The organism is Azospirillum oryzae, assembly GCF_900177515.1.
GTDB classification, from domain to species: Bacteria; Pseudomonadota; Alphaproteobacteria; order Azospirillales; family Azospirillaceae; genus Azospirillum; species Azospirillum oryzae_A.
In genome coordinates this window covers 421,201-444,789 of sequence record NZ_FXAK01000008.1, presented here as the reverse complement: position 1 = coordinate 444,789, position 23,589 = coordinate 421,201, and the positions used below count along the sequence as shown (strand labels likewise).

At 67.4% G+C, this 23,589-nt stretch carries 21 protein-coding genes; 10 read left to right on the top strand and 11 right to left on the bottom strand.

All coding sequences use genetic code 11. From position 1 onward, the window contains the following. Position 1: 1 nt before the first annotated feature. Positions 2-463, bottom strand: a complete 462-nt coding sequence (locus tag B9N97_RS28005) for a (2Fe-2S)-binding protein (protein WP_085091093.1) — start codon at positions 461-463, stop codon at positions 2-4. Between the two features lie 186 nt (positions 464-649). On the opposite strand from B9N97_RS28005, the gene B9N97_RS28000 reads away from it, so the two are divergent. The 3 genes from B9N97_RS28000 (at position 650) to B9N97_RS27990 (ending at position 4,898) form a co-directional block, all read left to right on the top strand. Further along, positions 650-1,564: a LysR family transcriptional regulator gene (locus B9N97_RS28000; protein WP_085091092.1), complete on the top strand. Its 915-nt coding sequence runs from the start codon at positions 650-652 to the stop codon at positions 1,562-1,564. 228 nt (positions 1,565-1,792) lie between these two features. Continuing rightward, positions 1,793-3,799, top strand: coding sequence for a hypothetical protein (locus B9N97_RS27995; RefSeq protein WP_085091091.1), 2,007 nt, complete (start codon positions 1,793-1,795; stop codon positions 3,797-3,799). 28 nt (positions 3,800-3,827) lie between these two features. Next, positions 3,828-4,898 carry a ferritin-like domain-containing protein gene (locus B9N97_RS27990; RefSeq protein ID WP_085091090.1) on the top strand — a complete coding sequence of 357 codons (1,071 nt, stop codon included), beginning with the start codon at positions 3,828-3,830 and terminating at the stop codon, positions 4,896-4,898. Positions 4,899-5,059: 161 nt separating this feature from the next. On the opposite strand, the gene B9N97_RS27980 is transcribed toward B9N97_RS27990, so the two are convergent. The 3 genes from B9N97_RS27980 to B9N97_RS27970 are packed head-to-tail and all read right to left on the bottom strand — an operon-like array spanning position 5,060 to position 7,785. Next, positions 5,060-5,896 carry an ABC transporter ATP-binding protein gene (locus B9N97_RS27980; protein WP_085091204.1) on the bottom strand — a complete coding sequence of 279 codons (837 nt, stop codon included), beginning with the start codon at positions 5,894-5,896 and terminating at the stop codon, positions 5,060-5,062. Between the two features lie 25 nt (positions 5,897-5,921). Then, positions 5,922-6,755: an ABC transporter permease gene (locus B9N97_RS27975; RefSeq protein WP_085091088.1), complete on the bottom strand. Its 834-nt coding sequence runs from the start codon at positions 6,753-6,755 to the stop codon at positions 5,922-5,924. A gap of 28 nt (positions 6,756-6,783) precedes the next feature. Further along, a complete protein-coding gene (locus B9N97_RS27970) occupies positions 6,784-7,785 on the bottom strand; it encodes an ABC transporter substrate-binding protein (RefSeq protein ID WP_085091087.1) in 1,002 nt (333 codons plus the stop codon). A gap of 343 nt (positions 7,786-8,128) precedes the next feature. Between B9N97_RS27970 and B9N97_RS27965 the strand changes: the two genes are divergently transcribed. After that, complete coding sequence (locus B9N97_RS27965; RefSeq protein ID WP_208621278.1) at positions 8,129-8,995, top strand: 3-hydroxybutyryl-CoA dehydrogenase; 867 nt, start codon at positions 8,129-8,131, stop codon at positions 8,993-8,995. Between the two features lie 207 nt (positions 8,996-9,202). Next, a complete protein-coding gene (locus B9N97_RS27960; protein ID WP_085091086.1) occupies positions 9,203-10,243 on the top strand; it encodes a GSU2403 family nucleotidyltransferase fold protein in 1,041 nt (346 codons plus the stop codon). Between the two features lie 68 nt (positions 10,244-10,311). On the opposite strand, the gene B9N97_RS27955 is transcribed toward B9N97_RS27960, so the two are convergent. From B9N97_RS27955 to B9N97_RS27925, 7 genes are read right to left on the bottom strand one after another with little or no spacing between them, the layout of a single operon-like run. Further along, positions 10,312-11,403 carry a CgeB family protein gene (locus tag B9N97_RS27955; RefSeq protein ID WP_085091085.1) on the bottom strand — a complete coding sequence of 364 codons (1,092 nt, stop codon included), beginning with the start codon at positions 11,401-11,403 and terminating at the stop codon, positions 10,312-10,314. Further along, entirely contained in the window at positions 11,400-12,494 is a 1,095-nt protein-coding gene (locus tag B9N97_RS27950; RefSeq protein ID WP_085091084.1) for a CgeB family protein, read from the bottom strand. Before B9N97_RS27950 ends, B9N97_RS27955 begins: the two co-directional genes overlap by 4 nt. Continuing rightward, positions 12,491-13,615, bottom strand: coding sequence for a CgeB family protein (locus B9N97_RS27945; RefSeq protein WP_085091083.1), 1,125 nt, complete (start codon positions 13,613-13,615; stop codon positions 12,491-12,493). Before B9N97_RS27945 ends, B9N97_RS27950 begins: the two co-directional genes overlap by 4 nt. Beyond that, positions 13,612-14,700, bottom strand: a complete 1,089-nt coding sequence (locus tag B9N97_RS27940) for a glycosyltransferase family 4 protein (protein ID WP_167393401.1) — start codon at positions 14,698-14,700, stop codon at positions 13,612-13,614. The genes B9N97_RS27945 and B9N97_RS27940 overlap by 4 nt, the downstream gene beginning before the upstream one ends. A gap of 59 nt (positions 14,701-14,759) precedes the next feature. Further along, positions 14,760-16,064, bottom strand: a complete 1,305-nt coding sequence (locus B9N97_RS27935) for a TIGR04295 family B12-binding domain-containing radical SAM protein (protein WP_085091081.1) — start codon at positions 16,062-16,064, stop codon at positions 14,760-14,762. After that, positions 16,064-17,143, bottom strand: coding sequence for an SDR family NAD(P)-dependent oxidoreductase (locus B9N97_RS27930; RefSeq protein ID WP_085091080.1), 1,080 nt, complete (start codon positions 17,141-17,143; stop codon positions 16,064-16,066). Before B9N97_RS27930 ends, B9N97_RS27935 begins: the two co-directional genes overlap by 1 nt. Beyond that, positions 17,140-18,252 (bottom strand): NAD-dependent epimerase/dehydratase family protein, encoded by a 1,113-nt coding sequence (locus tag B9N97_RS27925; RefSeq protein ID WP_208621277.1) that lies wholly within the window; start codon positions 18,250-18,252, stop codon positions 17,140-17,142. The genes B9N97_RS27930 and B9N97_RS27925 overlap by 4 nt, the downstream gene beginning before the upstream one ends. A 515-nt stretch (positions 18,253-18,767) precedes the next feature. On the opposite strand from B9N97_RS27925, the gene B9N97_RS27920 reads away from it, so the two are divergent. From B9N97_RS27920 to B9N97_RS27900, 5 genes are all read left to right on the top strand, one after another. Next, complete coding sequence (locus tag B9N97_RS27920) at positions 18,768-19,682, top strand: inositol-3-phosphate synthase (RefSeq protein ID WP_432264211.1); 915 nt, start codon at positions 18,768-18,770, stop codon at positions 19,680-19,682. Positions 19,683-19,690: 8 nt separating this feature from the next. Next, positions 19,691-20,299 carry a histidine phosphatase family protein gene (locus B9N97_RS27915; protein WP_085091077.1) on the top strand — a complete coding sequence of 203 codons (609 nt, stop codon included), beginning with the start codon at positions 19,691-19,693 and terminating at the stop codon, positions 20,297-20,299. Then, positions 20,296-21,081: a TIGR04290 family methyltransferase gene (locus B9N97_RS27910; RefSeq protein ID WP_085091076.1), complete on the top strand. Its 786-nt coding sequence runs from the start codon at positions 20,296-20,298 to the stop codon at positions 21,079-21,081. Before B9N97_RS27915 ends, B9N97_RS27910 begins: the two co-directional genes overlap by 4 nt. Then, positions 21,078-22,007 (top strand): beta-xylosidase, encoded by a 930-nt coding sequence (locus B9N97_RS27905; RefSeq protein WP_085091075.1) that lies wholly within the window; start codon positions 21,078-21,080, stop codon positions 22,005-22,007. The genes B9N97_RS27910 and B9N97_RS27905 overlap by 4 nt, the downstream gene beginning before the upstream one ends. Positions 22,008-22,107: 100 nt before the next feature. Next, positions 22,108-23,514 (top strand): alginate export family protein, encoded by a 1,407-nt coding sequence (locus B9N97_RS27900; protein WP_085091074.1) that lies wholly within the window; start codon positions 22,108-22,110, stop codon positions 23,512-23,514. The last annotated feature ends 75 nt before the right edge of the window (positions 23,515-23,589 follow it).

Here is a 23,589-nt window from a genome sequence, read left to right as displayed (position 1 = left end):
ATCAGGCCCTCATCGTCTGGGCGGCATCCTTGATCGCCGCGCGGATGCGGACATAAGTGGCGCAGCGGCAGACGTTGCCGTCCATCGCCGCGTCGATGTCCTCGTCGGTCGGGTTCTGGTTGTCGGTCAGCAGCGCGATGGCGCTCATGATCTGACCCGACTGGCAGTAGCCGCACTGGACGACGTCCAGCTTCTGCCATGCCGCCTGGACGGCCTGGGCGGCCTTGCCCTTCACGCCCTCGATGGTGGTGACCTTGCTGTCCGGCGTCAGCATGCTGACCGGGGTCTGGCAGGCGCGGGTCGGCGTGCCGTCGACATGGACGGTGCAGGCGCCGCACTGGGCGATGCCGCAGCCGAACTTGGTGCCGGTCATGTTCAGCTCGTCCCGCAGAACCCACAGGAGCGGCATGTCCTCCGGAACGTCGACCTGACGCTCCTCGCCGTTGACGTTGATGCGAACCATGGCTCTTGCCTCTTTCTCCCTGAACGGAACCGCCGGCTTCCGATGGCGACGACAGGTCCGCTGCCCGGCTGTGGGCGATGGCTAGGAATTGAATGTTTTTTGATTGTCGGCTGCTGGGTCAGCTCTGCCTCGACAGAATACACCGTCTAGTGCACAATGAAGTAGGTGGCTTTGGTTCATATCGTCATGAAGGCAATTCATAACCCCGCGCTCGACCTCAACCTCATCAAGGTGTTCGACGCGCTGCTGGAGACCCGCAACGTCTCGCGCGCCGCCGATGCGCTGGGCGTCAGCCAGTCGGCGGTCAGCCACGCGCTGGCCCGGCTGCGCACGCTGGTCGGCGATCCGCTGTTCGTGCGCACCGGCAACCGGATGGAGCCGACGCCGCGCGCCCAACGTCTGGCGGAACCGCTGCGCGACCTGCTGGTCGGCGCCGCCCGCGCCCTGTCGGCGGAGGAGGATTTCGATCCCCAGCGGGAGGAGCGGAACTTCACCATCTCCACCCCCGATTCGATGCAGGCGGTGCTGCTGACCGGCATCCTGCGCGACGCGATGGAAGGAGACCTGCGGGTGTCGGTCTCGCTGCTCAACCTCGACCCCGACGCCATGCTGAACGCACTGGACGACGGCACGCTGGACCTCGCCATCGGCTATCTGCCGGAGGTGCGGCGCTGGCACGACCGGCAGGTGCTCTACCGGGAAACCCATGCCTGCCTGTTCAACCCGGCGCTGGTCCCGGTCACCCCGCCCATCGGGCTGGAGGATTACACCCGCTACCCGCACCTGATGCCGTCCCTGCGCGGCGGGCTGACCAGCTTCATCGACGACGAACTGGCGGCGCTGGGCACGAGCCGGCGCGTCGCCGCCTCCACCACCCAGTTCCTGGCGATCCCGATGATCCTGACCCAGGCGCCGATGCTGACCTCGCTGCCCGCCCGGCTGGCCCGGCTGTGCGCCGATGCGCTGGGACTCGCCACCAGCCCGCTTCCCTTCGACATCGGCGATTACGAGGTGTCGATGATCTGGCACCGCCGCAGCACCGGCTCCCCCTCCCATGGCTGGCTGCGCCAGCGCATGGCGGAGGAAGCCGCGAAGCTTTAGGGCGACGATGCGCTGAACTGGCACGCATACACGGAAATGCACGCAAAAAAAGAATCTTTGCGATGAATTTCCATTGAGCGCGCAAGGTTATCAACGCTAGATCATCATCCATACAAAAAATTTCTTGCTGTGCGGGTGGTGCTGCCATCCGCGGACGCCTCTTTATACGCCCGATCCGGCGCGGCCGGTCCGCCACGGCTTCGTGCGCCCTCACGGAAAGGAATCGACATGAGTTTCCTGAACCCGGTGCGCCTCGTCTTTTCAGGGATTTTCCAGGCCGACGTCTCGACGGTGAACAACGACGTCCGCCATTACGACAGTGAAAGCTTCGAGTCCTCCTACCAGGAATTCCAGCAGAAGCTGCCGAGCGGCGCCACCGTCGCCAACGGCTGGTGGAACCCGACCGGATCCGGCGCTTTCCGCCTGATCGACTGCAAGGTGGTGGGTCTGGGCTTCGCCGACGGCAGCTTCGTCGATACGCCGGGCGCCGATGCCGCGCTCGGCATGCTGATCGGCGGTTCGACCGACCGCACCAGCGGCAAGCTGGTCGATCTCGACCCGCAATGGCAGATGGCGTCGGCCCCCTGGGGCCTGGACGTCCGGCTGACCGACGGGAAGACCCCGGCCTTCTTCGGCGGGCGCTACCAGCCCAATCCCTTCCGCGACCTGTGGTTCAACCGCAATCTCAACGCCCAGTCCGACAGCGCCGCCTCCTCCACCTTCCAGTCGGTGCTGGAGAATGTGGAATGGGCCGACGAGGCGATGCTCAGCCCCTTCCTGCGGCAGCTGCGCGACGCCACCACCGGCGACATGCTGTCGATCCGGCTGGCGACCTTCGGCTACAACGGCAACGTCAAGGACCCGCGCTTCACGCTGGGCACCGTGGTGGGCACCATCGGTCCGCAGCTGGACGGCGAGCCGGTCTCCTTCATCCGGGGTCGCCGCTTCATCCCGGCCAACAACATCCCCAACAGCTGGGCCGGCATCACCTATTTCTCCGGCCAGATCGACGAGCCGTCGCGCACCGCCTTCCTCGACCTGTCGAACGCCCTGCAGACCGTCGATTCCAAGGGCACGCCCAACCCCATCGGCGTCCTGACGCTGGGCATCCTGCGCGATGCCTCGATGGTGGAGAACACGCCGGTCACCCCGGACAGCTTCCTGCCCATCGCCCGCATCCCCTATGACGACCCGGACTGGCTGGCGAAAACCGCCGGCGTCTTCGCGGCCAAGCTGACCGACGAGCAGTTCGCCTTGTCCAAGACCAACCCGCTGGCCCTGGTGACGGTGTCGGAGACCAATCCGGGCAGCACCGACCTCGACCTCGGCTATGGCATCGTCGCCATCCGTGAGGCGCAGGACGGTCTCTATGTCTGCGCCGAGCCGGGGGTCCACCGCATCGACGGCGCCGGCCGGGCGGAATCGCTGGTCTACGCCACCCGCTACGGCCAGCCGGTGCCCGGCGCCTCCATCGCCATCACCCAGATGGGCCGCATCCCCGGCCAGGGCGGCGGTTTCGGCGTCGATCAGCCGAGCGCACCGATTCCCGACATGGGCGTGCCGGAAGCGGCGGTGACCTTCGCGGTGGAGGGCGGTTCCGCCACGGGCGGCACCATCACCGCCGACGCGGACGGCATCGCCCGGCTGGAGATCTCCACCCAGTCGCCGGGCAACCCGCGCGGCTACATCGACGGGCAGGTCTATCTGATCGACTACCGCATCCCCGGCCAGAGCAACACGGCGCGCTCGACCTTCGATTACGTCGTTCTGCATGTCCGCGACGATTTCGACGTGCCGGCCGACCCGACCTGGGACGACATCGCGCCGATCATGACGCAGTACGGCAACCTGTACCCGATCATGAGCAAGCATCTGGTCGATCTCAGCAGCGAGGCGTCCTGCATCCGCTATGCCGACATCCTGCAGCTGGCCTTCTCGCTGCCGGAGACCGACCCGAACTACATGCCGGTGACCCGCGACCTGTCGGTCTACAAGCGCAAGACCATCCTCGCCTGGCTGGACAAGGTCCTGCGCGGCGAAACGGCGGTGAAGGCCAAGGCACAGCTGGCCTATGCGGCGGCATCCGGAGGCGGCGCACCCGCCCTGCGCACCGGCCCGTCGGGCGCCGCTCCGGCCAAGGCTGCCACCGCGACGCCGGACCAGCCGACGGCGGCCGACGGCAAGACCCGTTTCGCCAAGAATTTCGCCCGCGTCTCCACGCCGTCGCGCTCCTGACGCCCGGTCCTAAGGGAAGGAATCAGCCATGCTGAAGCTTCAGCCGCACTTCGCCCAGGGCATCGACACCGTCCAGGTCCTGCGCAATACCCTGCAATCCGCGGTGGAGTTCGAGCACGCCACGCTCCCCGCCTATCTGACCGCCCTCTATTCGATCAAGCCCGGCACCAACCGGGAGGCGGCGGCCATCATCGGCTCGGTCTCGGTGCAGGAGATGCTGCACATGACCATCGCCGCCAACATCCTGAACGCGGTCGGCGGCCACCCGGTGATCGACAAACCGGGCTTCATCCCGGTCTATCCCGGCCCGCTGCCGATGGGCATCCATGAAGGGCTGACCGTCTCGCTGGGCAAGTTGACCCGTGGCCTCGTCTACGACGTCTTCATGACCATCGAGGAACCGGAGGTGCCGCAGGCCTTTCCGGGGAAGCAGCCGGCGCTCGCCATGTTCCAGATGAAGGCGGCGGCGGCGCGGGAGCCGGGCTTCGCCACCATCGGCGAATTCTACGCGGCGATTTCCAAGGCCATCGCCGAGATGGGGGAGGAGATCTTCACCGGCGATCCGTCCTATCAGGTGGTGGACAACACCTGGTTCCCGCCCGACCAGCTGTTCCCGGTCACCGACGTGGCGAGCGCCCAGCGCGCCATCGAGGTGATCGTCGAACAGGGCGAGGGCACGCCCCAATCCCCGCGCGAGGCGGACAACGAGGCGGCGCTGGCCCATTACTACCGTCTGGCGCAGATCGTCTACGCCCGCCGGCTGGTGAAGGACCGGGACGAGCCGCTCGGCTGGTCCTATTCCGGCGCCCCCGTCGGCATCGACCCGGCCGGGATCTGGAACCTCTACCCCAACGCCAAGACGGTGGATTATCCGGAGGGCAGCCGTGCCCGCACGGTGTCGCAGCAGTTCAACACCACCTACACGGCGCTGCTGACGGCGCTGCACATCACCTTCAACGGCCAGCCGGAACGGCTGCGCTCCGCCATCGGGCTGATGTACGAACTGAAGCTGACCGCCGACCAGCTGGTGGCGATCCCGCTCCCCGGCACCGACTACACCGCGGCGCCGACCTTCGAGTATGCACCGGTGAACATGTGAATTGACTCGGTGATTGCACCTTCCACCCTGCGCAAAATCCCCTCTCCCCCCCGGGGAGAGGGTTAGGGTGAGGGGGAACCGCTTGGAGGATCTCTTCGGCTCCGCCGAACCCCTTCATCCCAACCTTCTCCCCAGGGGGGAGAAGGGGTCTGGCCTCCCCCTCAATCCGCAGTCACAGACCGGATCTCGTCCTGGCTGAAGCGCTGCTGCTCTTCCATCACCATCTGGGACAGTTCGCGCTTCAGGCGGTTGAACTCCGGGGCGGAGCCGTCGCGCGGGCGCGGCATGTCGACGACGACATCGCGCTTGATGGTGCCCGGCCGGTAGGTCATTACGATGATGCGGTCGGCCAGATAGATGCTCTCCTCGATGGAGTGGGTGACGAACAGGATGGTCTTGCCGACCTCCTCCCAGATACGCAGCAGCTCGTCCTGAAGCGTGCGGCGGGTCAGGGCGTCGAGTGCGCCGAACGGCTCGTCCATCAGCAGGATCGGGCTGTCGAGCGCCAGCACGCGGGCGATGGCGACGCGCTGGCGCATGCCGCCGGACAGATCCTTGGGGAAGCGGTTGCGGAAGTCCTGCAGATGCAGCTTCTGCAGCAGCCATTCCACCTTCTCCGCGATCTCCGCCTTGGACATCCCCTTGATCTCCAGGCCGAAGGCGACGTTCTGCGCCACCGTCATCCAGGGGAACAGGGCGTATTCCTGGAACACCATGCCGCGGTCGGGACCGGGTTCGGTGATGGTCCGCCCATCGACGGTGACGGTGCCCTTGGTCGGCGGCTGGAACCCGGCCACCGCGTTCAGCAGCGTGGACTTGCCGCAGCCCGACGGGCCGAGCAGGCAGATGAACTCGCCCTTGCGGATGTCGAGGTCGATGTTCTGCAGGGCGACGATCTTCTGCGCGCCCACGGCAAAGGTCTTCTCCACCCCGCGCACCTGGATCTGGACGGGGGCCGCGTCGGGAACGGGCGTGGTGTCGGCAACACTCTTCAGCATGGGCTTCATCTCCATCCCCTCCGCATCAATTCTCAAGCCCGCGGTGCCAGCGCAGCAGGTGGTTGTTCAGGCGGTTCATGCCGATGTCGATGGCGAGGCCGAGCAGTCCGATGGTGAACATCCCGGCGATGATCTTGTCGGACCACATGAACTCGCGCGCTTCCAGGATGCGGAAGCCGAGGCCGGAGTTGACGGCGATCATCTCCGACACGATCACGACGATGAAGGCGGTGCCGATGCCGATCCGGGCGCCGGCCAGGATATAGGGGGTGGCGGCCGGCAGGATGACGCGGACGAACATGGTCAGCCGGCCGGCGCCCAGATTGCGGGCGGCGCGCAGATAGATTCCGTCGACATGGCGCACCCCGGCGATGGTGTTCATCAGCACCGGGAAGAAGGCGCCGATGGCGATCAGGAACACGGCCGGCGGGTTGCCCAGCCCGAACCACAGGATCGCCAGCGGGATGTAGGCGATGGGCGGGATCGGCCGCAGCACCTGCATCAGCGGATCGAACAGCGCGTAGACGCGCGGGTTGCCGCCCATGGCGAGACCCAGCGGAAGGGCCAGCCCGGCGCCGACGGCGAAGCCCAGCACCACGCGGTACAGGCTCGACCAGGCATCGAACAGCATCTCGCCCGACAGCGCCCACAGGATCCAGCTGGATTGCGCCGGGTCATAGGGCTCGGTCGGCAGCAGATAGGCCCACCAGCGCTCCACCACCGCGACGGGCGACGGCAGGACCACCTGGTTGATCAGGCCGGAGCTGGACAGGGCCTGCCACAGCACGATGGCCAGGACCGGAACCAGGGCGCCGCGCGCGACGGCGGCGGGCGAGAAACGGGGCTTGGCTTGGGACATCGGGCGTCCTCCTTCCGCTGGGTGTGGCTCAGTTCGCCTTCACGGTGCCGGCATCAGCCGCCTTGGCGCCGGCCTTCGCCTTCTCCAGCAGGTCGAGCTTCACCCACTCCTCGGCTTTCGGCGGGGTGTCCATGCGGCCGACGCCGAACTTCTGCATCATGTCGGTCGTGACCTGCACGTGATGGACCGAGATGTCGTAGCTGTAGGGCGAGTTGCCGATGGCGTCCTTGAAGTCCTGGCTGCTCAACTGGCCCTTGAACATCTTCTCGCGCACGTAGCTTTCGGCCAGATCGGGGTTGGCGATAAAGGTCGCCGTCGCCTCGACGAAGCAGTTGACCAGCCGCTGGGCGACGTCCGGCTTCTTCTTGTAGAAGTCCTCGGTGACGACCAGCGACCGCACCGGCTCGCCCAGTTCGGTGTCGTAGGGCTTGATCACCTCGACGCCGAAGCCCTTGTTGATGGCCTGGCTCGACTGTGGTTCGGACTGCGACATGGCGTCGATGCTGCCGGCGAGCAGGGCCTGATTCATGTCGGCGTAGGCCATGTAGACGATCTGCACGTCCTTGCCCGGACGGTCGGACCAGCTCAGACCATGCTTCGACAGTTCGGCCAGCAGGATCAGCTCCTGGGCGCCGCCGCGCGGGGTGGCGACCTTCTTGCCCTTCAGGTCGGCGATGCTCTTGATGCCGGCGTCCGGCTTGGCGACGATGCGGGCGCCGCCCTTGGCGAAGCCGGCCACCGCATAGATCGGCACGCCCGACGCGCGGCCGGCGATGGCGGCATCCACGGCGCTGGCGGCGACGTCGATCTCGCCGGCGACGATGGCCGGCAGGATGTCGATGCCCTTGGGGAAGACCCGCTCTTCGATCTTCAGATCATACTTGCCGGCGATCTCCTTCATGTAGGAGACGGCGCCGTAATGGGCGAATTTCAGGTTTCCGAGTCGGACCAGATCGGCGGCCGAGGCGGCCTGGGTGACGAGCGCGGCGGCGGCGAAGGCGGTGGCGGCAAGCAGGGTCTTCCTGAGCATCTGGTCTCTCCCATGGGGCTTGGTCCGCGACCCGTCGCCGCGGTTGCCTCAGAGAAGAGCAAGCGCCATGCCATCATCAGTTGGCCGCGCAAACAGTTGAAAAGCCTGGATCCGGCCTTTCGATTGATGCTTGGCATCGGCGAAAATCCGCCTGCCCGAGCATTGCCGTCGGCGGATTTCCGCCGATGCAGGGGCTGCGGCAGGTCGCCGCGCCGACCGAAAGCCGCCCTTGCCGCATACGACAAGTCATCGCAGCGCAACGAAAATGCGTGTAGAACTTGCTGCACCTGCGAACCAACGCACCGATAAACAGCAACCAGCCAACCAATAGGGACGAGAAACAATGGCCGAGAGCATGGGAATCGAGACCATCGGCGTCATCGGCGCCGGACAGATGGGTAACGGCATCGCCCAGGTCTGCGCCGTCGCCGGCCTGACGGTGGTGATGACCGACATCTCCGAGGAAGCGGTGCAGCGCGGCCTGTCGACCGTCGCCGGCAGCCTGGACCGTCTGGTCAAGAAGGAGAAGATGACCGCCGCCGACCGCGAAGCGGCCCTGGCGCGCATCACCGCCACCACCGACAAGTCGAAGCTGGCGACCTGCGATCTGGTGATCGAGGCCGCGACCGAGAACGAGGATCTGAAGGTCAAGATCCTGAAGGATCTCTGCGCGACCCTGAAGCCGGAGGCGCTGGTCGCCACCAACACCTCGTCGATCTCCATCACCAAGCTGGCGACGGCCACCGACCGTCCGGACCGCTTCATCGGCCTGCATTTCTTCAACCCGGTGCCGCTGATGGCGCTCCTGGAGATCATCCGCGGCATCCAGACCAGCGACGACACCCACGCCAAGGCGATGGCCTTCGCCAAGCGGGTCGGCAAGTCGCCGATCACCGCCAAGAACAGCCCCGGCTTCGCCGTCAACCGCATCCTCTGCCCGATGATCAACGAGGCGATCTTCGCGCTGCAGGAAGGCATCGCCACGGCCGAGGACATCGACGCCGGCATGAAGGCGGGCTGCAACCACCCGATCGGCCCGCTCGCGCTCGCCGACCTGATCGGTCTGGACACCATGCTGTCGGTGATGGAGGTCTTCTATGAAGGCTTCAACGATCCGAAGTACCGCCCGGCCCCGCTGCTGAAGGAGATGGTCGACGCCGGCTTCCTCGGCCGCAAGTCCGGCCGCGGCTTCTACGACTACAGCAAGTAAGTGCTGGGGGTGAGGGGGCGTTACGCCCCCTCCCGACCTCCCATGCTCCCCATCGCGAACCCCCTGCCAAGTAGTTGATCCAGAACGGTTTCTACGAAATACCAGACAGCGCTTCTATTCTGTAGAAAACCGCATAGGGCATTGAAAGTCATTGGTTTCTACGGAAATATAAAGAGACGCGCTTTCCCGTAGAAACAAGGGGACGAGATGTCCGATCTGCTCCCGATGACCGCGAACCAGCGCCGCATGCTCGTTGACACGCGGCAGCTGTGGGATGCATGGCAGGCCGCATGGCGACGCCGGGCCGGGTACGCGGGCAGCCTGTCTTGGAAGGAGGAGAAGGGATCGGATTACCTGGTGAAGGTGTTCGACGATCCCGGCACCAGGGTCCGCAAGATGCGGAGCCTCGGGCCGCGCTCGCCCGAGACGGAGCGGATTTACCAGGAGTTCCGCACGGGGAAGGAGGAGGCCAAGGAGCGGTTGGACTCGCTGTCGCGGAGGCTGTCCGAGCAGGCCCGGCTGAACCGGGCGGTCGATCTCGGCCGCGTCCCGACCATCGCCTCGAAGATCCTCCGGCGGCTCGATCGCGAAGGGCTGCTCGGGCACAACGTCTACATCGCCGGGACCAACGCGATCTACGCCTACGAGGCGGCGGCCGGGGTTTTCGTGCGGACGGACCTGCTGGCGACCGGCGACCTCGGTATCCTGATGGAGGCGCGGGCGAGGCTACGGCTGACGGTGACCGGCGAGGAACCCGCCAGCGTCATCGACGTCCTGCGCTCGGTTGACCGCAGCTTCAAAAAGGCGGACGAGGCGTCATTCCGGGCCGTCAACCGCGACGGCTACTACGTCGATCTCATCAAGGCCGCGGCGAACCCGCCCTGGCGGGACGAGCGGGAAGGGTTCGGCGAGGGCGACCTGCTGGCCTCGTCGATCGCGAACATGAAGTGGGTCGCCAACGCGCCAAAGTTCGAGGCGACCGCCGTCGGCGAGGACGGCCAGCCCGTGCCGATGGCTTGCCCCGACCCCCGTGCCTTCGCCCTCTACAAGCTCTGGCTGGGGACGAAGGACGACGGGCGCGATCCGGTGAAGCGTGCCCGCGACGTGGAGCAGGCCCACACCGTGGCCGCCATCGTGACGCAGCATCTGCCGCAGCTCCCATTCGAGCCGGAGCACCTGAAGTGCTTCCCGAAGCCCGTCGTCGATTTCGCGTCCGAGGGCGACGATCCGTTCTTCAAGCCGTTCTGACGCACACCGCAAGTTCCCGAACGTCCATCATCTCGACACCGCCATCCAGGCTGGGCGTTTCCGATTCTTCACACCTCACGAATCGCCGCTCGCGTGGGGGCAAGCCCGCGCTCCATCGCCGCGACCAGTTCGCATTCCAGCGTTTCGGCTCGGTGCGCCGCGGTGTGTGCGGCCAGGATCCGCCGCCGCGCCTGCTCGCCGATCTCGCCCTCCGCGGCCGGGCGGCGCAGCACCTCCAGCACCTCGTCGGCCGTCTCGGCCAGGATGATCTCCCGCCCCGGCTCCAGCAGCGTGTCGATGCCGTCCCAGATATCGGAGATGATCGGCGTGGCGCAGGCCGCCGCTTCGAACAGGCGGACGCTGGGGCTGTAGCCGGCGCGGATCATGTCCTCGCGCGTCACGTTCAACGTGAAGCGGCTCGCGGCGTAGAAGGCCGGATGGTCGGCCGGCGGCACATGGTGCAGCCGCTCCACATTCGCCGGCCAGACGATGTCGTCCGGATATTGCGGCCCGGCCACCACGAAGCGCAGCTCCGGCGCCCGGCGGGCCGGCTCCAGCAGCAGGCGGTCCAGCGTCGGCTGGCGGTCGATGCTATAGGTGCCGAGATAGCTGAGGTCCCAGCGCTTGGGTACCGGCAACGGCGCATAGGCCTCCGCATCCACCGAGCAATAGAGCGCCCGCGCGGCCGGCGAGCCGTACTGCTCCATCAGCCGATCGAGCGTCGGCCCGCCGGTGAAGGAGAAATAAACATCGTAGCCGGGGATGACCTCCGGCGCGAGATACTCGTAATCGCCGCGCTCCAGCTTCGCCAGGGTCACCGGCGTGTCGATGTCGTAGAAGGCGACGACACCCCGCGCCGTCTCCTGCGCCCAGCGCCCGACCGCCACGCCTTCCGGCACGTAGGATCCCACAAGCACCGCATCCGCCCCTGCAACCGCCGCGGTGAAGCGCTTCAGATCCTCAAGGTCGCTGTAGAAGGCCAGTTCACACCAGCCCGGATTCGGCAGGTCGCGGTTGCTGGCGTACCAGGGAACGTCGCGCTCCAGGAACAGGATCTCGTGCCCGCGCGCGGCGAAGGATTTCAGCAGCGCGCGGAAGGTGGTGGCATGCCCGTTGCCCCAGGAGGAGGACAGGCTGAGGCCGAGGACGACCAGCTTCATGCCGCGCTCCGTTCCCGGCGGGTGGCCAGCGCGCCGCGCAACAGCTGGTCCACCTCGACCGCCCGACGGGCATAGGTGTGGCCGGCCAGGATGCGGCGCCGTGCCGCCTCGCCGATGGCGCGGGAGCGTTCCGGCGTCAGCGCCCGCAGATGCTCGGTCACGTCCTGCCCGTCGCGGGCGACCAGCACCTCCTCGTCCGGGGCCAGGAACAGCTCCACCCCCTCCCAGGCGTCGGTGATCAGGCAGGCGCCGGCCCCGGCCGCCTCGAACACGCGGGTGGCGGGGGAGAAGCCGACCTCCGCCATGCTGTCGCGGGCGATGTTCAGCACCGCCTTGGCCGAGGTGTTGAAGGCGTTGTGGTCGGCGGTGCCGACATGGCCGATGTGGGTGACGTTGCCCGGCAGGCCCTTGGTCTCCCATCCGCTGCCGCCGATGATGTAGCGGGCATCCGGATTGCGCGCCGCCGGCTCCAGGAAGAAGCGCTCCACCCGCGCCTCACGGTCGGGCAGCCGGTTGCCGAGGAAGTTCAGGTCGGCCCGGAAGCGGTCCTGCGGCGGCACCGGATGATGGGTCGACGGGTCCAGCGCGTTGTAGACCGGCCGACAGACCGGCGCCCCCATCGCCTCGTAGGCCGAGACCACCGGCGGCCCGCCGCCATAGGTCAGCACAAAGTCCAACTCCGGCAGGCGGCGGCGCAGCACATGGTCGGGCGCCTGCCGCAGCTCCGCCAGAGTCGCCGGGGCGTCCACGTCCCAATAGATGCGCAGGGCCTGCGGGTTGGCGGCATCCATCACGCCGTCCAGCAGTTCGTCGTCGAAGACGCCGACGCCATTCGCCTTCACCACCACGTCGGCCTTCACCGCTTCGGCGATCACCACGCGGCAGGCCTCGGGCGTGGCGTCATAGACGACGACCCTGGCGTAGTCCGGCGGCTCGATGTCGCGGTGTTTCTGGCGGTCGAAGGCGTCCGGCTCGTAAAAGGTGATGTCCCAGCCATGCTTGGCCAGTTCGCTCAACATGCCGCGGTAATAGGTGGCGGCGCCGTTCCAATAGGAGGACAGCAGGCTGGACCCGTAAAAGGCCATCTTCATCGGGCGGACTCCTCAAGGACCGGTTCTTTTTCATTGCCGCGCAGGCTGCCGACGATGGACAGCAGCTCATCGACGCGGTGGGCGCAGGTGTGGCGGGCGCGGATCGTCTCCAGCCCGTTGCGCACCAGTTCGGCGCGCAGCCCCCCGTCATGATCGACGGCGCGCAGATGGTGGGCCATCTCCGCACCGTTGCGGGCGAACAGGAAATCGCGGCCGGGGCGGAACAGCCCTTCCGAATCGCTCCACGGCGCACTGACCAGCGGGATGCCGCAGGCCAGCGCCTCGAACACGCGGATGGTCGGGATGCCCGGCAGCAGATCGACATAGAAGCGGCGCGGCACATGGACGGTGACGCGGTGGCGGGCGAAGATCTCCGGCGCCCGCGCGTTCGGCAGCCAGCCCTTGTAGGCGATGCCGTAGCGCTTCAGCGTCGCCAGCGCGGCTGCCGGATAGCGCACGCCGTAGATGTCCAGCGGCAGCCCGGCGTCCTTGGCCGGCGCAAAGAGGAAGCGCTCAAGCTCCTCCGTCCGCTCGCCGTCGCCCCAATTGCCGATCCACACCGCGCCTTCACGCGGGGTCTCCTCCACCGGCGGATGGAACAGGCGCGTATCGGCGGCTTCGTGCCAGACGAAGACGCGGCCTTCCCAACCCCATCGGCGATAGACCGCCGCCAGCGTCTCGCCGAAGGCCAGCACGCCGTCATAGCCGGACAGGTCGAAGGCGTTGATCGCCTCCGGTTCGCTGACCGCGCGGTGGTGGGTGTCGTGGAACAGCAGGGTGAAGCGCCCGCCGCGCCTGCGCGCCTCCCCGACCGCCGCGACCAGCGCCGGATCGTTCCATTCATGGACGATCACCAGATCGGCGCCGTCGCAGGCCGCATCCACATCGAAGCCTTTCGCCATCGTCCGCGACGTCAGCTCCGGATAGAGCGTGCGATAGGCCTCCAGCCCGGCCTCGCCATGGTCGGCCAGCAGGTTCTGCAGGCTCCAGGCGCCTTCCGGCTCCAGCACCTGCACGTCATGGCCGCGGGCGATCAGGTCGCGCAGCACCCCGCGCAGGAAATGGGCGTTGCCATGGTTCCAGCAGGAGGCCAGCGAATGGGTGAAATAGACGATCCTCACGCGATCACCTCCGAACGCACCGGGTGCGTGACCGACCTGTAGACGTCGAGCATCCCGGCGGTGAGACGGTCCATGTCATAGCGGGCGGCGCGGCGGCGGGCGGCGGTGCCGAGCCGGCGGGCCTCCAGCGGGTCGTCGAGCAGCCGGCGCAGCGTCCCGGCCAGCGCCTTGGCATCGCCCGGATCGGCGAAGATGGCGGCACCGTCCCATAACTCGCGGAAGCTGGCGATGTCCGACAGCACCAGCGCGCAGCCGGCCTGCGCCGCCTCCAGCACCGTCAGCCCGAACGGCTCGTAGAGTGGAAGCGAGGCGAAGACCGGCGCCCGCGCCATCCATCCGGCCACCGACGCGCCGTCCAGCCGTCCCAGCGCCTTCGCCGTCGTCAGCCCCACCCGGTGCCCGGTCGGGCTTTCCAGCGGCCCTGCGGCGAAGACCGGCACGTCCAGCAGCTTGGCCGCCGCGTCCAGCAGTTCCACGTTCTTGCCCGAGTCCCACAGCCGGCCGGCGGTGAAGACGAAGCGCTCCCGCCCCATCGCGCCGCGTCGCGGCCCCGCCTTGCGGACATAGCGCCCGTTGTGCACCACCACCGGCGGCGCCACGCCATAAAGATCGGCGGTCGCTTCGGCAAAGGCGGCACTCGGCGCCACCAGCACGTCGCAGGCCTGATAGCCACGGCGCAGCAGCTCCGTCCGCCAGCGGAAATCCTCCGGCATCTCGCCGCCGCGCACCGCCGCCCACCAGCTGGCCATGCAGGAATGGCAGACGCCGACGACCGGCATGGTGAAGCCGGCGTCGGCGGCCAGCGCCGGGCTGTTCAGATGCACCACGTCGGGGCCGAGCCTTGCGGCCAGATCGCCCAGCGCCTTCGCCGTGCGACGCACCGCGGCCTCGTCGGGAGCGGTCCAGTCGAGCGCCTGTCCGGTGTCTATCAGCTCCAGCCCGTCCACCGCGGCAGCGGCGGCGACCTGATCGGGATGGGGCGACGGCCCCAGCACCGCCAGCGTCACCCGCGTCCCCTGCCCCGCCAGATCGCGGGACAGATCCAGCGCATAAGTCCACACGCCGCCGACGCTGTCGGCCGTCATCAGCACATATGGCGGTTCTGGGGGTGGTTCCGCGAGCGGTTGTTTTCTTTGGGCACTCGTCAGCGGCAGGAGCATGCCGCCTCCAGCTCCGTCAGCGGCAAGGGCTCGTCCTCCTGGATGTCGCTCAGGCGTTCGAACTGGCCGAGATAATGCTCGTGCGCCCGCTCCCAGGCCCGGTCGTCCGGCTCGCCCCACAGGCGGCGGTAGTCGGGCGAGGCCGGATAGGGGTAGAGCGGCACCGGGTCGTTGGCCCACACCCCGGCGGCCAGCAGCTTCTCCCGCCACGCCTTCACCATCGCGGCATCGTCACCGGCCATGGCGATCAGGTTGGCCTGGACGAAGGGCACGCTGCGCCGGGCATGGATCAGCCGGTCGGCCAGATCGTCGGTGCTCATCCGGCATTTCTTGTCGAGCGAGGCGCGGCCTTCCTCGGTCAGGCTTTCCACCCCCGCCTCGATCGACACACAGCCGGCCGCCCCCAGCAGGTCGAGCATCTCCGGCTTCCACAGGTCGATACGCGTTTGCACGCCGAACTCGATCGGCCGTTCCACCAGCGCTTCCAGCAGGTCGCGCCGGGGCAGGAAGATCTCGTCGATGAAGTAGACGTATCGCACGCCGGCCGCGATCAGCCCGTCGATCTCCTCCAGGATGATGGCGGTATCGCGCCGCCGGTATTGGTCGCGGAAGTCGATCTTGGCGCAGAAGCTGCAGTTGTAGGGGCAGCCGCGCGACGCCTCCACCTCCGCCCCCGGCCCGACCGGCTCGGTGCCATAACGGTGGTGGTGGTGCGGATGGCGCTGCAGCCACTCCACCGGCCAGGACAGCGCCGGCAGGTCGGTGAAGCGCGCCGCATGCGGCCCGCCGGTCACCACCAGATCGCCGTTGCGGCGGAAGGCCAGCGACGGCACCTCGTCCAGCGCCCCACCTTCGGCTAGCTTGGCAGCCAGTTTGGCGACGATCTCCTCGCACTCCCCGCGCACCACCAGATCGACGCCGAGCTTGCTTAAGCTCGGCGCCGGGGTGGTGGAGCCGTGCGGCCCGACCGCGACGGTGCGCCCGCCCCTGCCGTCCAGCGCCACCAGGAACTCCTTCGGCACCCGCAGCTCCGGCTGGGCGCAGCGCCAGAACAGGTAGGTCGGCGCCGTGGTCAGCACGGTCATGTCGGCGGTGAAGGCCGCGACCCGCTCCGCCATCTCCGCGTTCGACAGCCCGTCCAGCGCGCCGTCGAGCATCAGCACCTCGTGCCCGCCCTGCTCCAGCAGCGCTTTGCTGTATCCCAGTTCCAGCGGCAGATGCGCTTCGCGGCATCCGAAATAGATGCTGTGGTCGAAGCTCCAGGCCGGGTTGACCAGCGCGACCCTCATCAGGCCGCCTCCACCGTGGGAGCCGCTTCCGGCCTGCCGCTCTTCTCCGCCCGCAGCCATTCGGCGAGCAGGGCCACGCCGCGTTTCCAGTCGGTCGGCTCGGCCAGCCCCAGCGCATGGCGCGCCGCGCGGGTGTCCGACACGTAATAGCGCTGGTCGCCCGCCCGCCAGTCGCCGTAGCTGACCTCCACCTTGCGGCCCATCAGATACTCGATATGCGCGATCAGCTGGCGCAGGCTGATAGCGTTCGCCGCCCCGCCGCCGAGGTTGAAGGCGCGGCCCTTCACCTGCTCGATCCGCTCCCAGGCGGAGACATAGGCCTGCACCGTGTCGGCGGCGAACAACACGTCGCGCACCTGCCGGCCGTCGCCATAGATGGTGATCGGCTCGCCGTTCAGGGCGCGGATCAGGAAATGGGCGACCCAGCCCTGATCCTCCGTGCCCATCTGGCGCGGGCCATAGATGCAGCTCATCCGCAGCACTGCCGTCGGCAGGTCGAAACTGCGGGCGTAATCCAGCACATACTGGTCCGCAGCACCCTTGGAACAGCCATAGGGGGTGTGGAAGTCGAGCGGCCGCGCCTCCGACACGCCATGCGCCCGGATCGCCGGATCCACCGGCGCATAGGCGTCGTCCACCAGCTCCAGGGGCACGTCGGCAAGGTCGCCATAGACCTTGTTGGTGCTGGCGAAGATCACCGGCGTCCGCCTGCCCTGACGCTGGCCGTGACGGCGCACCGCCTCCAGCAAGGACAGGGTGCCGCGGATGTTCACCTCGAAATCGTCGATCGGGTCGACCATGCTGGTGGTCACCGCGACCTGGGCGGCCAGATGGAACACCGCCTTGGCGTCCTTGGCGGCATCGGCCAGCGCCTGCTCGTCGCGCAGGTCGGCGGTGACGGCGCTGATGCGCGACGGGTGGCGGGCCTGCAGCCAGCGCAGGTTCCGCTCCACCCCCGGACGACGCAGAGCGTCAAAGATCAGCACGTCATGCCCGTCCGACGCCAGCCGGTCGGCAAGGTTCGATCCGATGAATCCGGCGCCGCCGGTGATGAGGACCGGGTTCTTGGTTGCGCTCATGCCACCAGACCCCGCTCTTCCAGCTCGCGGCGGGCGTCGGCGACGCGGTCCTGCGCCTCCTGCCGGGCGACCCATTCCGCCAGTTCGGCCAACCCTTCGGAGAAATCCTCCTTCCGGTCATAGCCCAGCACGGTGCGGGCCTTGGTCAGGTCGGGGATGTTGTGGCGGATGTCGCCGGCGCGTGCCTTGCCGGTGATGTCCGGGGTCAGGTCCGGCCGGCCCATCGAGGCGGCCTGCAACAGCGCCACCTCCTCCACCGTCCGCTCCTCGCCGGAGCCGATGTTGAACACCTCGCCGTTGGCGGCCGGATTGTCCAGCGCCAGCAGGAAGGCGCGGGCGACGTCGCGGACATGGACGAAGTCGCGGCGCTGCTGCCCGTCCTCGAAGATCATCGGGCGCTGGCCGTTGGCGATGCGCGAGGCGAAGATCGCCAGCACGCCGGTGTAGGGGTTCGACAGCGCCTGCCCCGGACCATAGGCGTTCCACAGGCGAAGGGCCGAGCCCTCCATCCCGTATTGCGCGGTCAGCGTCAGGGTCAGCCGTTCCTGCACATATTTGCCGATGGCATAGACCGACTTCAGCGCCGGGCGCTTGCTTTCCGGCGTGCGCACCGGCACCAGCGGCCGGCCCTGCTGGTCGAGCGGGTCCCAGGTTCCATCCGGGTTGCGGGCGCCACGGACGACGTCCTCCATCAGCGTGCCGTCGGCGGTGCGGTAGAGCCCCTCGCCATAGATGCTCATCGACGACGCGACGACGACGCGGCGCACCGGTTTGTTGATCAGGCGCTGGAACAGCACGGCGGTGCCGTAGTCGTTCACCGAGGTGTAGCGGTCGACCGCATACATGCTCTGGCCAACGCCGACCTCGGCGGCAAGGTGGACCACCGAATCGACGCCTTCCAGCGCCTGGGCGACCATCGCCTCTTCGCGCACGTCGCCGACCAGCAGTTCCACGTCGGGGTCCAGTTCATCGGGCCGCTGCTGCGTCGGGTGTACCTGTTCGATCAGGCTGTCCAAAACCCGGACGCGGTCGCCGCGGGCAAGCAGGGCCTTGGCGACGTGGCGGCCGATGAAGCCGGCTCCGCCAGTGACGAGAACGGTCTCTCCCACAAGTCCCTCCGAGGAATTTGATACGATTCTTGACGTTGACGTGCGGAAACAAGGGGCAGGGCCAGCGGGCATCGACACCGCGAGCCCCCCGCTCGTCCCCGCAAGTTGCCCAGGGCACCCTGTGCGGTTTTATTTCGTAGGCAGATTACAACTCCTCAGTGGAGCTGCAGCAGCTTCACTGTCGACGTTAACACCGGCTTTAAAAATTACGCACCTTGTCCAAAAGGCTTGCTACCAACGACAGATCTTCCGATGAATCATTTTCGCGTTTACAAATATCCATGCTCCGTGGAGAGACGTGCCTTTAAGGATGGGAGATCTCAGTGACTGGGGAAAAGCTCCGGGTAGCAATCGCTGGCGTCGGAAATTGTGCATCATCTTTTGTACAAGGGATATGCTATTATGCCGACGCCAAAGCCAATGAGCCGCCTCCGGGGCTTATGACTGTCGATCTCGGCGGTTATCACGTTGGAGACATCCAGATTTCTGCAGCCTTCGATGTTGCAGCATCGAAAGTGGGGTTCGACGTCGGAGAGGCTATTTTTGCTCCTCCCAATAATACTTTCCGATTTGCCAAGCCGCCGCGCTTCGGCGTGCAGGTGGAGCGTGGCCCGACGCTGGACGGCATCGGCAAATACCTCGCCGGCGACATCACCGAATCGGAGCAGCGGCCGGTGAATGTGGCGGAGACGCTGCGCCGCACCGGCACCGACATCCTGGTCTCCTACCTGCCGGTCGGTTCGCAGCAGGCCACCGAATTCTACGCCGAACAGGCGCTGGAGGCGGGCTGCGCCTTCGTCAACTGCATCCCGGTCTTCATCGCCTCCAATCCCGTCTGGGCGCGGCGCTTCACCGAACGCGGGCTGCCGATCATCGGCGACGACATCAAGAGCCAGGTCGGCGCCACCATCGTCCACCGCATGCTGGCCAACCTGTTCCGCGAGCGCGGCGTGCGGCTGGACCGCACCTATCAGCTGAATTTCGGCGGCAACACCGATTTCAAGAACATGCTGGAGCGCGAGCGCCTGGAGTCGAAGAAGATCTCCAAGACCCAGGCGGTCACCAGCCAACTGGACGTGCCGCTCGATCCCGACGACGTGCATGTCGGCCCCAGCGACCATGTGCCGTGGCTGACCGACCGCAAATGGGCACATATCCGGCTGGAGGGCACCACCTTCGGCGGCGTGCCGCTGAATGTCGAACTGAAGCTGGAGGTGTGGGACAGCCCCAACTCCGCCGGCATCGTCATCGACGCGGTGCGCTGCGCCAAGCTGGCGCTCGACCGCGGCATCGCCGGCCCGTTGGTCGGCCCGTCCAGCTACTTCATGAAGTCGCCGCCCGAACAGTTCACCGACAATGAAGCGCGGGAACGCACGTTGCGCTTCATCGCCGGTGAACCTCTTGAGACCAAGCCGACGCGCCTGATGTGAGCGCCGGCATGGAAACCGTCTTCATCCTGGTCCGTCACGGTTCGCACGACCGGCTGGGCTCGGTCCTGTGCGGCCGGATGCCCGGCGTGACGCTGAGCGCCCAAGGCCGGACGGAGGCCGACTCGCTGGCCGAAAGCCTGTCGTCCCAACGCCTGACCGCCGTGCTGTCCAGCCCGCTGGAACGCGCCATCGAGACCGCCACCCCGATCGCCGAACGGCAGGGCCTTCCCCTGACCATCGAGCCGGCGCTGAACGAACTCGACCTCGGCGCCTGGAGCGGCAAGCGGTTCGAGGAGCTGCGAGGCGACCCCGCCTGGGACCTGTGGAACCGGGCGCGCAGCCATGGCCGCCCCACGCCCGGCGAGTCGCCAGGCGAATCGATGCCGGAGGCGCAGATCCGGATCGCGGCCTTGCTCGACCGGCTGCGCCGCGCCCATCCCGGCGGCACGCTGGCGCTGGTCAGCCATGGCGACCTCATCAAGGCGGCGCTGGCCCACGCCATGGGCCTGCCGCTCGATTTCCACGGGCGATTCGAAATCAGCCCGGCTTCCCGCAGCGTCCTGATCGCCGGCGATTGGGGGCTGAAGGTCCACAGCATCAACGAGGGTGCGGCATGACGAGCCTGACGGCCGACCAGATCCGCGAACGGGTGGCAGAACTCGGCGACTGGTTCCACAACATCGACCTCAACGGCGTGCGCACGGCGCCCAACCATTTCCTCAACGACTACCCGAACGTGAAGTGGAAGCGCTTCGAGCATGCGGTGCCGAAGGACCTGACCGGCCGCACCGTGCTCGACATCGGCTGCAACGGCGGTTTCTACTCCATCGAGATGAAGCGCCGCGGCGCCGACCGGGTGGTCGCCATCGACTTCGACGACCGCTACCTGGCCCAGGCGAAATTCGCCGCCGAGGTGACCGGCCAGGACATCGAGTTCCACAAGATGTCGGTCTACGACGTCGCCTCGCTGGCTGAGAGCTTCGACGTCGTGCTGTTCATGGGCGTGCTCTATCACCTGCGCCACCCGCTGCTGGCGCTCGACCTGATCCACGACCATGTCGCCAAGGATCTGATGATCTTCCAGTCGATGCAGCGCGGCTCGGCCGAGGTGGCGCCGGTGCGCGCCGATTACGACTTCTTCGAACAGGATCACTTCGACGATCCCGGCTATCCGAAGCTGCATTTCATCGAACACGACTACGCCCGCGACTGGACCAACTGGTGGGCGCCGAATGCCGCCTGCGCCGAAGCCATGCTGCGCAGCGCCGGCTTCGCCATCACCGAACATCCGGAACGCGAGGTCTATGTCTGCCGCCGGGTCGACCGCCCGACCGACGCCGGGGCGGTGTATCCGGCCAAGCCGCAAGAAGACGCCGTGAAGAAAGGGACCGAGGGATGATCGAAGCCGCCAAGATCTGGAACGAGCCCAACAACAAGTCGCACTGGGATCCCAACCTCGACCCCGAATGGGATCTGTTCGCCCGCATGACAATCCTGGCCGGGCAGGCGATCCGGGCGGAGAACTCCACCATCACCCGCGTGCTGGGCGGCATGTCGCCCATCGACCCGTCCTTCGTCCGCCGGCTGGAGGAGCGCGGCGTACTGGAGGAGGTGGACGTGGTGGCGGTCCACGGCTTCCCGCTCGACTGGAACCTCTGGCAGATCCACGAGTGGCCGAACAAGATCGACGAGATCCGCGCCGTGACGACCAAGCCGATCTGGGTGACCGAGGCCGGCGTCTCCTCCTTCGGCGCCGAGGAGGTGCAGGCCTGGGGCGTCAAGCGCACCGCCGAACTGCTGATCGGCAAGGTGCCGCGCATCCACTGGTACAGCCTGTACGACCTGCCCAGCCATTGGGAGGCCACCACCCGCCACAAGGAGGCGGAGGGGTCGTCCTACTACCGCCACTTCCACATGGGCCTGCTGCGCGCCGACGGCACGCCGAAGCCGGCGGTGGAGGCCTTCGCCCCCTATGCCGGCCAGATGGGCATCTGCCAGTGGTTCCATTACGAGGATCACCGGCTTGACGAGGCGGTGGCGTGGCTGAAGCGCCTGGGCGTCCGCCACCTGCGCACCGGCCTGTCCTGGGCCGACAGCTTCCGCCCGAATGCGCTCGACTGGTTCGACCGTCAGATGGAGGCGCTGGCCGATTTCGAGGTGACCGTCACCTTCTGCTTCACCCCCGAACACCGCGGCGTCGAACCCCACCACACCAGCCCGCCCCAGGTGGCCGAGGAGTTTGCCGAGTTCTGCGCCGCGATGATCCGCCGCTACGGCACCACGCGCACCGCCGGCGAGGCGGCGTCGATGGCGGCGGTGGGGTAAGCCACGCGCAGAACCGGCAAAAGCGGTTCGGAAGGAGCAATCACCCGGCCGGGCATCTCCCTAGGATCGGTGCAGTCCAGCGCCATCACGGAGATGCCCCATGTCGGCCCGCCTTCGCGCGGCGGCGGTCGCCCTGTTGCTGTGGATCGGTCCGGCCCATGCGGCCCAATCGACAAATCCACCGCCGCCGTTGACCAACACCCGCTTCGACGAGGATTACCGCTACCTGCTCTCGCCCGAAGCCCGCTCCGGCGCCTTCTGGGAGCGGTTCAAGGCCATCCCGGTCACCGGCGACGGCACCGCCTCGCTCTCCACCGGCCTGGAACTTCGCCTGCGCGGCGAGGCGATCCGCAACAGCAGTTGGGGCCAGGACGAGCCGCGCAACGACACCTATGGCCTGTGGCGCGCCCTGCCCTATGCCGACCTGCGCGTCGGGCAGAGCCTTCGCCTGTTCGGCCAGCTCATCATGGCCGGCACGGCGGGCAAGCTGGATCCGCTGGCTCCGCCCGACGCCGACCGCATCGACCTGATGCAGGGCTTCGCAGACCTGAACGCTCCGCTGGGCGAGGCCCAGGGCACGCTGCGCGTCGGCCGCCAGATGCTGGCCTATGGCTCGGAACGGCTGATCTCCATCCGCTACGGCGCCAACGTCCCGCGCGCCTTCGACGCGGTGAAGGGCATCGTCACCGCCGGCCGCTGGCGCATCGACGCTTTCCTCGGCCGCCCGGTCCAGCCGACGCCGGAGCTGTTCGACGACGGCCGCGACGCCAAACGCACCGCCTGGGCGCTCTATGCCACGCGACCGCTCGATTTTGGTTGGACCGACAGCGCCGGCCTGGATGCCTATTACATCGGCTACCGCAACCGCCGCGCCGGCTTCGACTCCGGCACCGGGCGCGAGTTGCGCCACACCATCGGCCTGCGCAGCTTCGGCAAGGCCGCCGGCTGGGACTGGAACTGGGAGGCGATGGGCCAGTTCGGCCGCTTCGGCAGCGGGTCCATCCGTGCCTGGTCGCTCGCCACCGACAGCGGCTATCGCTTCATGGACCTGCCCCTGCAGCCGCGCCTCAGCCTCAAGGCCAACATCGCCAGCGGCGACGGCCACCCCCGCGACGACCGGCTGGAGACCTTCAATCCGCTGTTCCCGCGCGCGAAATACTTCGGCGAGCTGACGCCGATCGGCCCCTTCAACCTGATGAACCTGCACCCGTCGCTGGATTTGGCGCTGTCCGACGAGTTCAGCCTCTCCGCCTCCGCCATCGCCTATTGGCGCGAGAGCCTGGACGACGGCGTGTACGACCTGAACGGCGGCCTGCTGCGCTCCGGCGCCGCGTCACGGGCGCGCTATGTCGGCACCCAGGGCGAACTGGTGCTGTCCTACAGCTCCGGCCGCTCCTTCGAGGGGCTGATCTCCTATTCGCTGTTCCGCCCCGGCCCCTTCTTAAAGGTCAGCGGCCCGGCCAAGACCATCCATTTCGCCGGCATGGAGGCGGTCTTCAAATTTTAAAGACGCGACTCCCGCGACCCGAACGCGGTTTCGCGCGTTCAGACTATCGGGCGCGAAGCCCGAACGGACGAACAG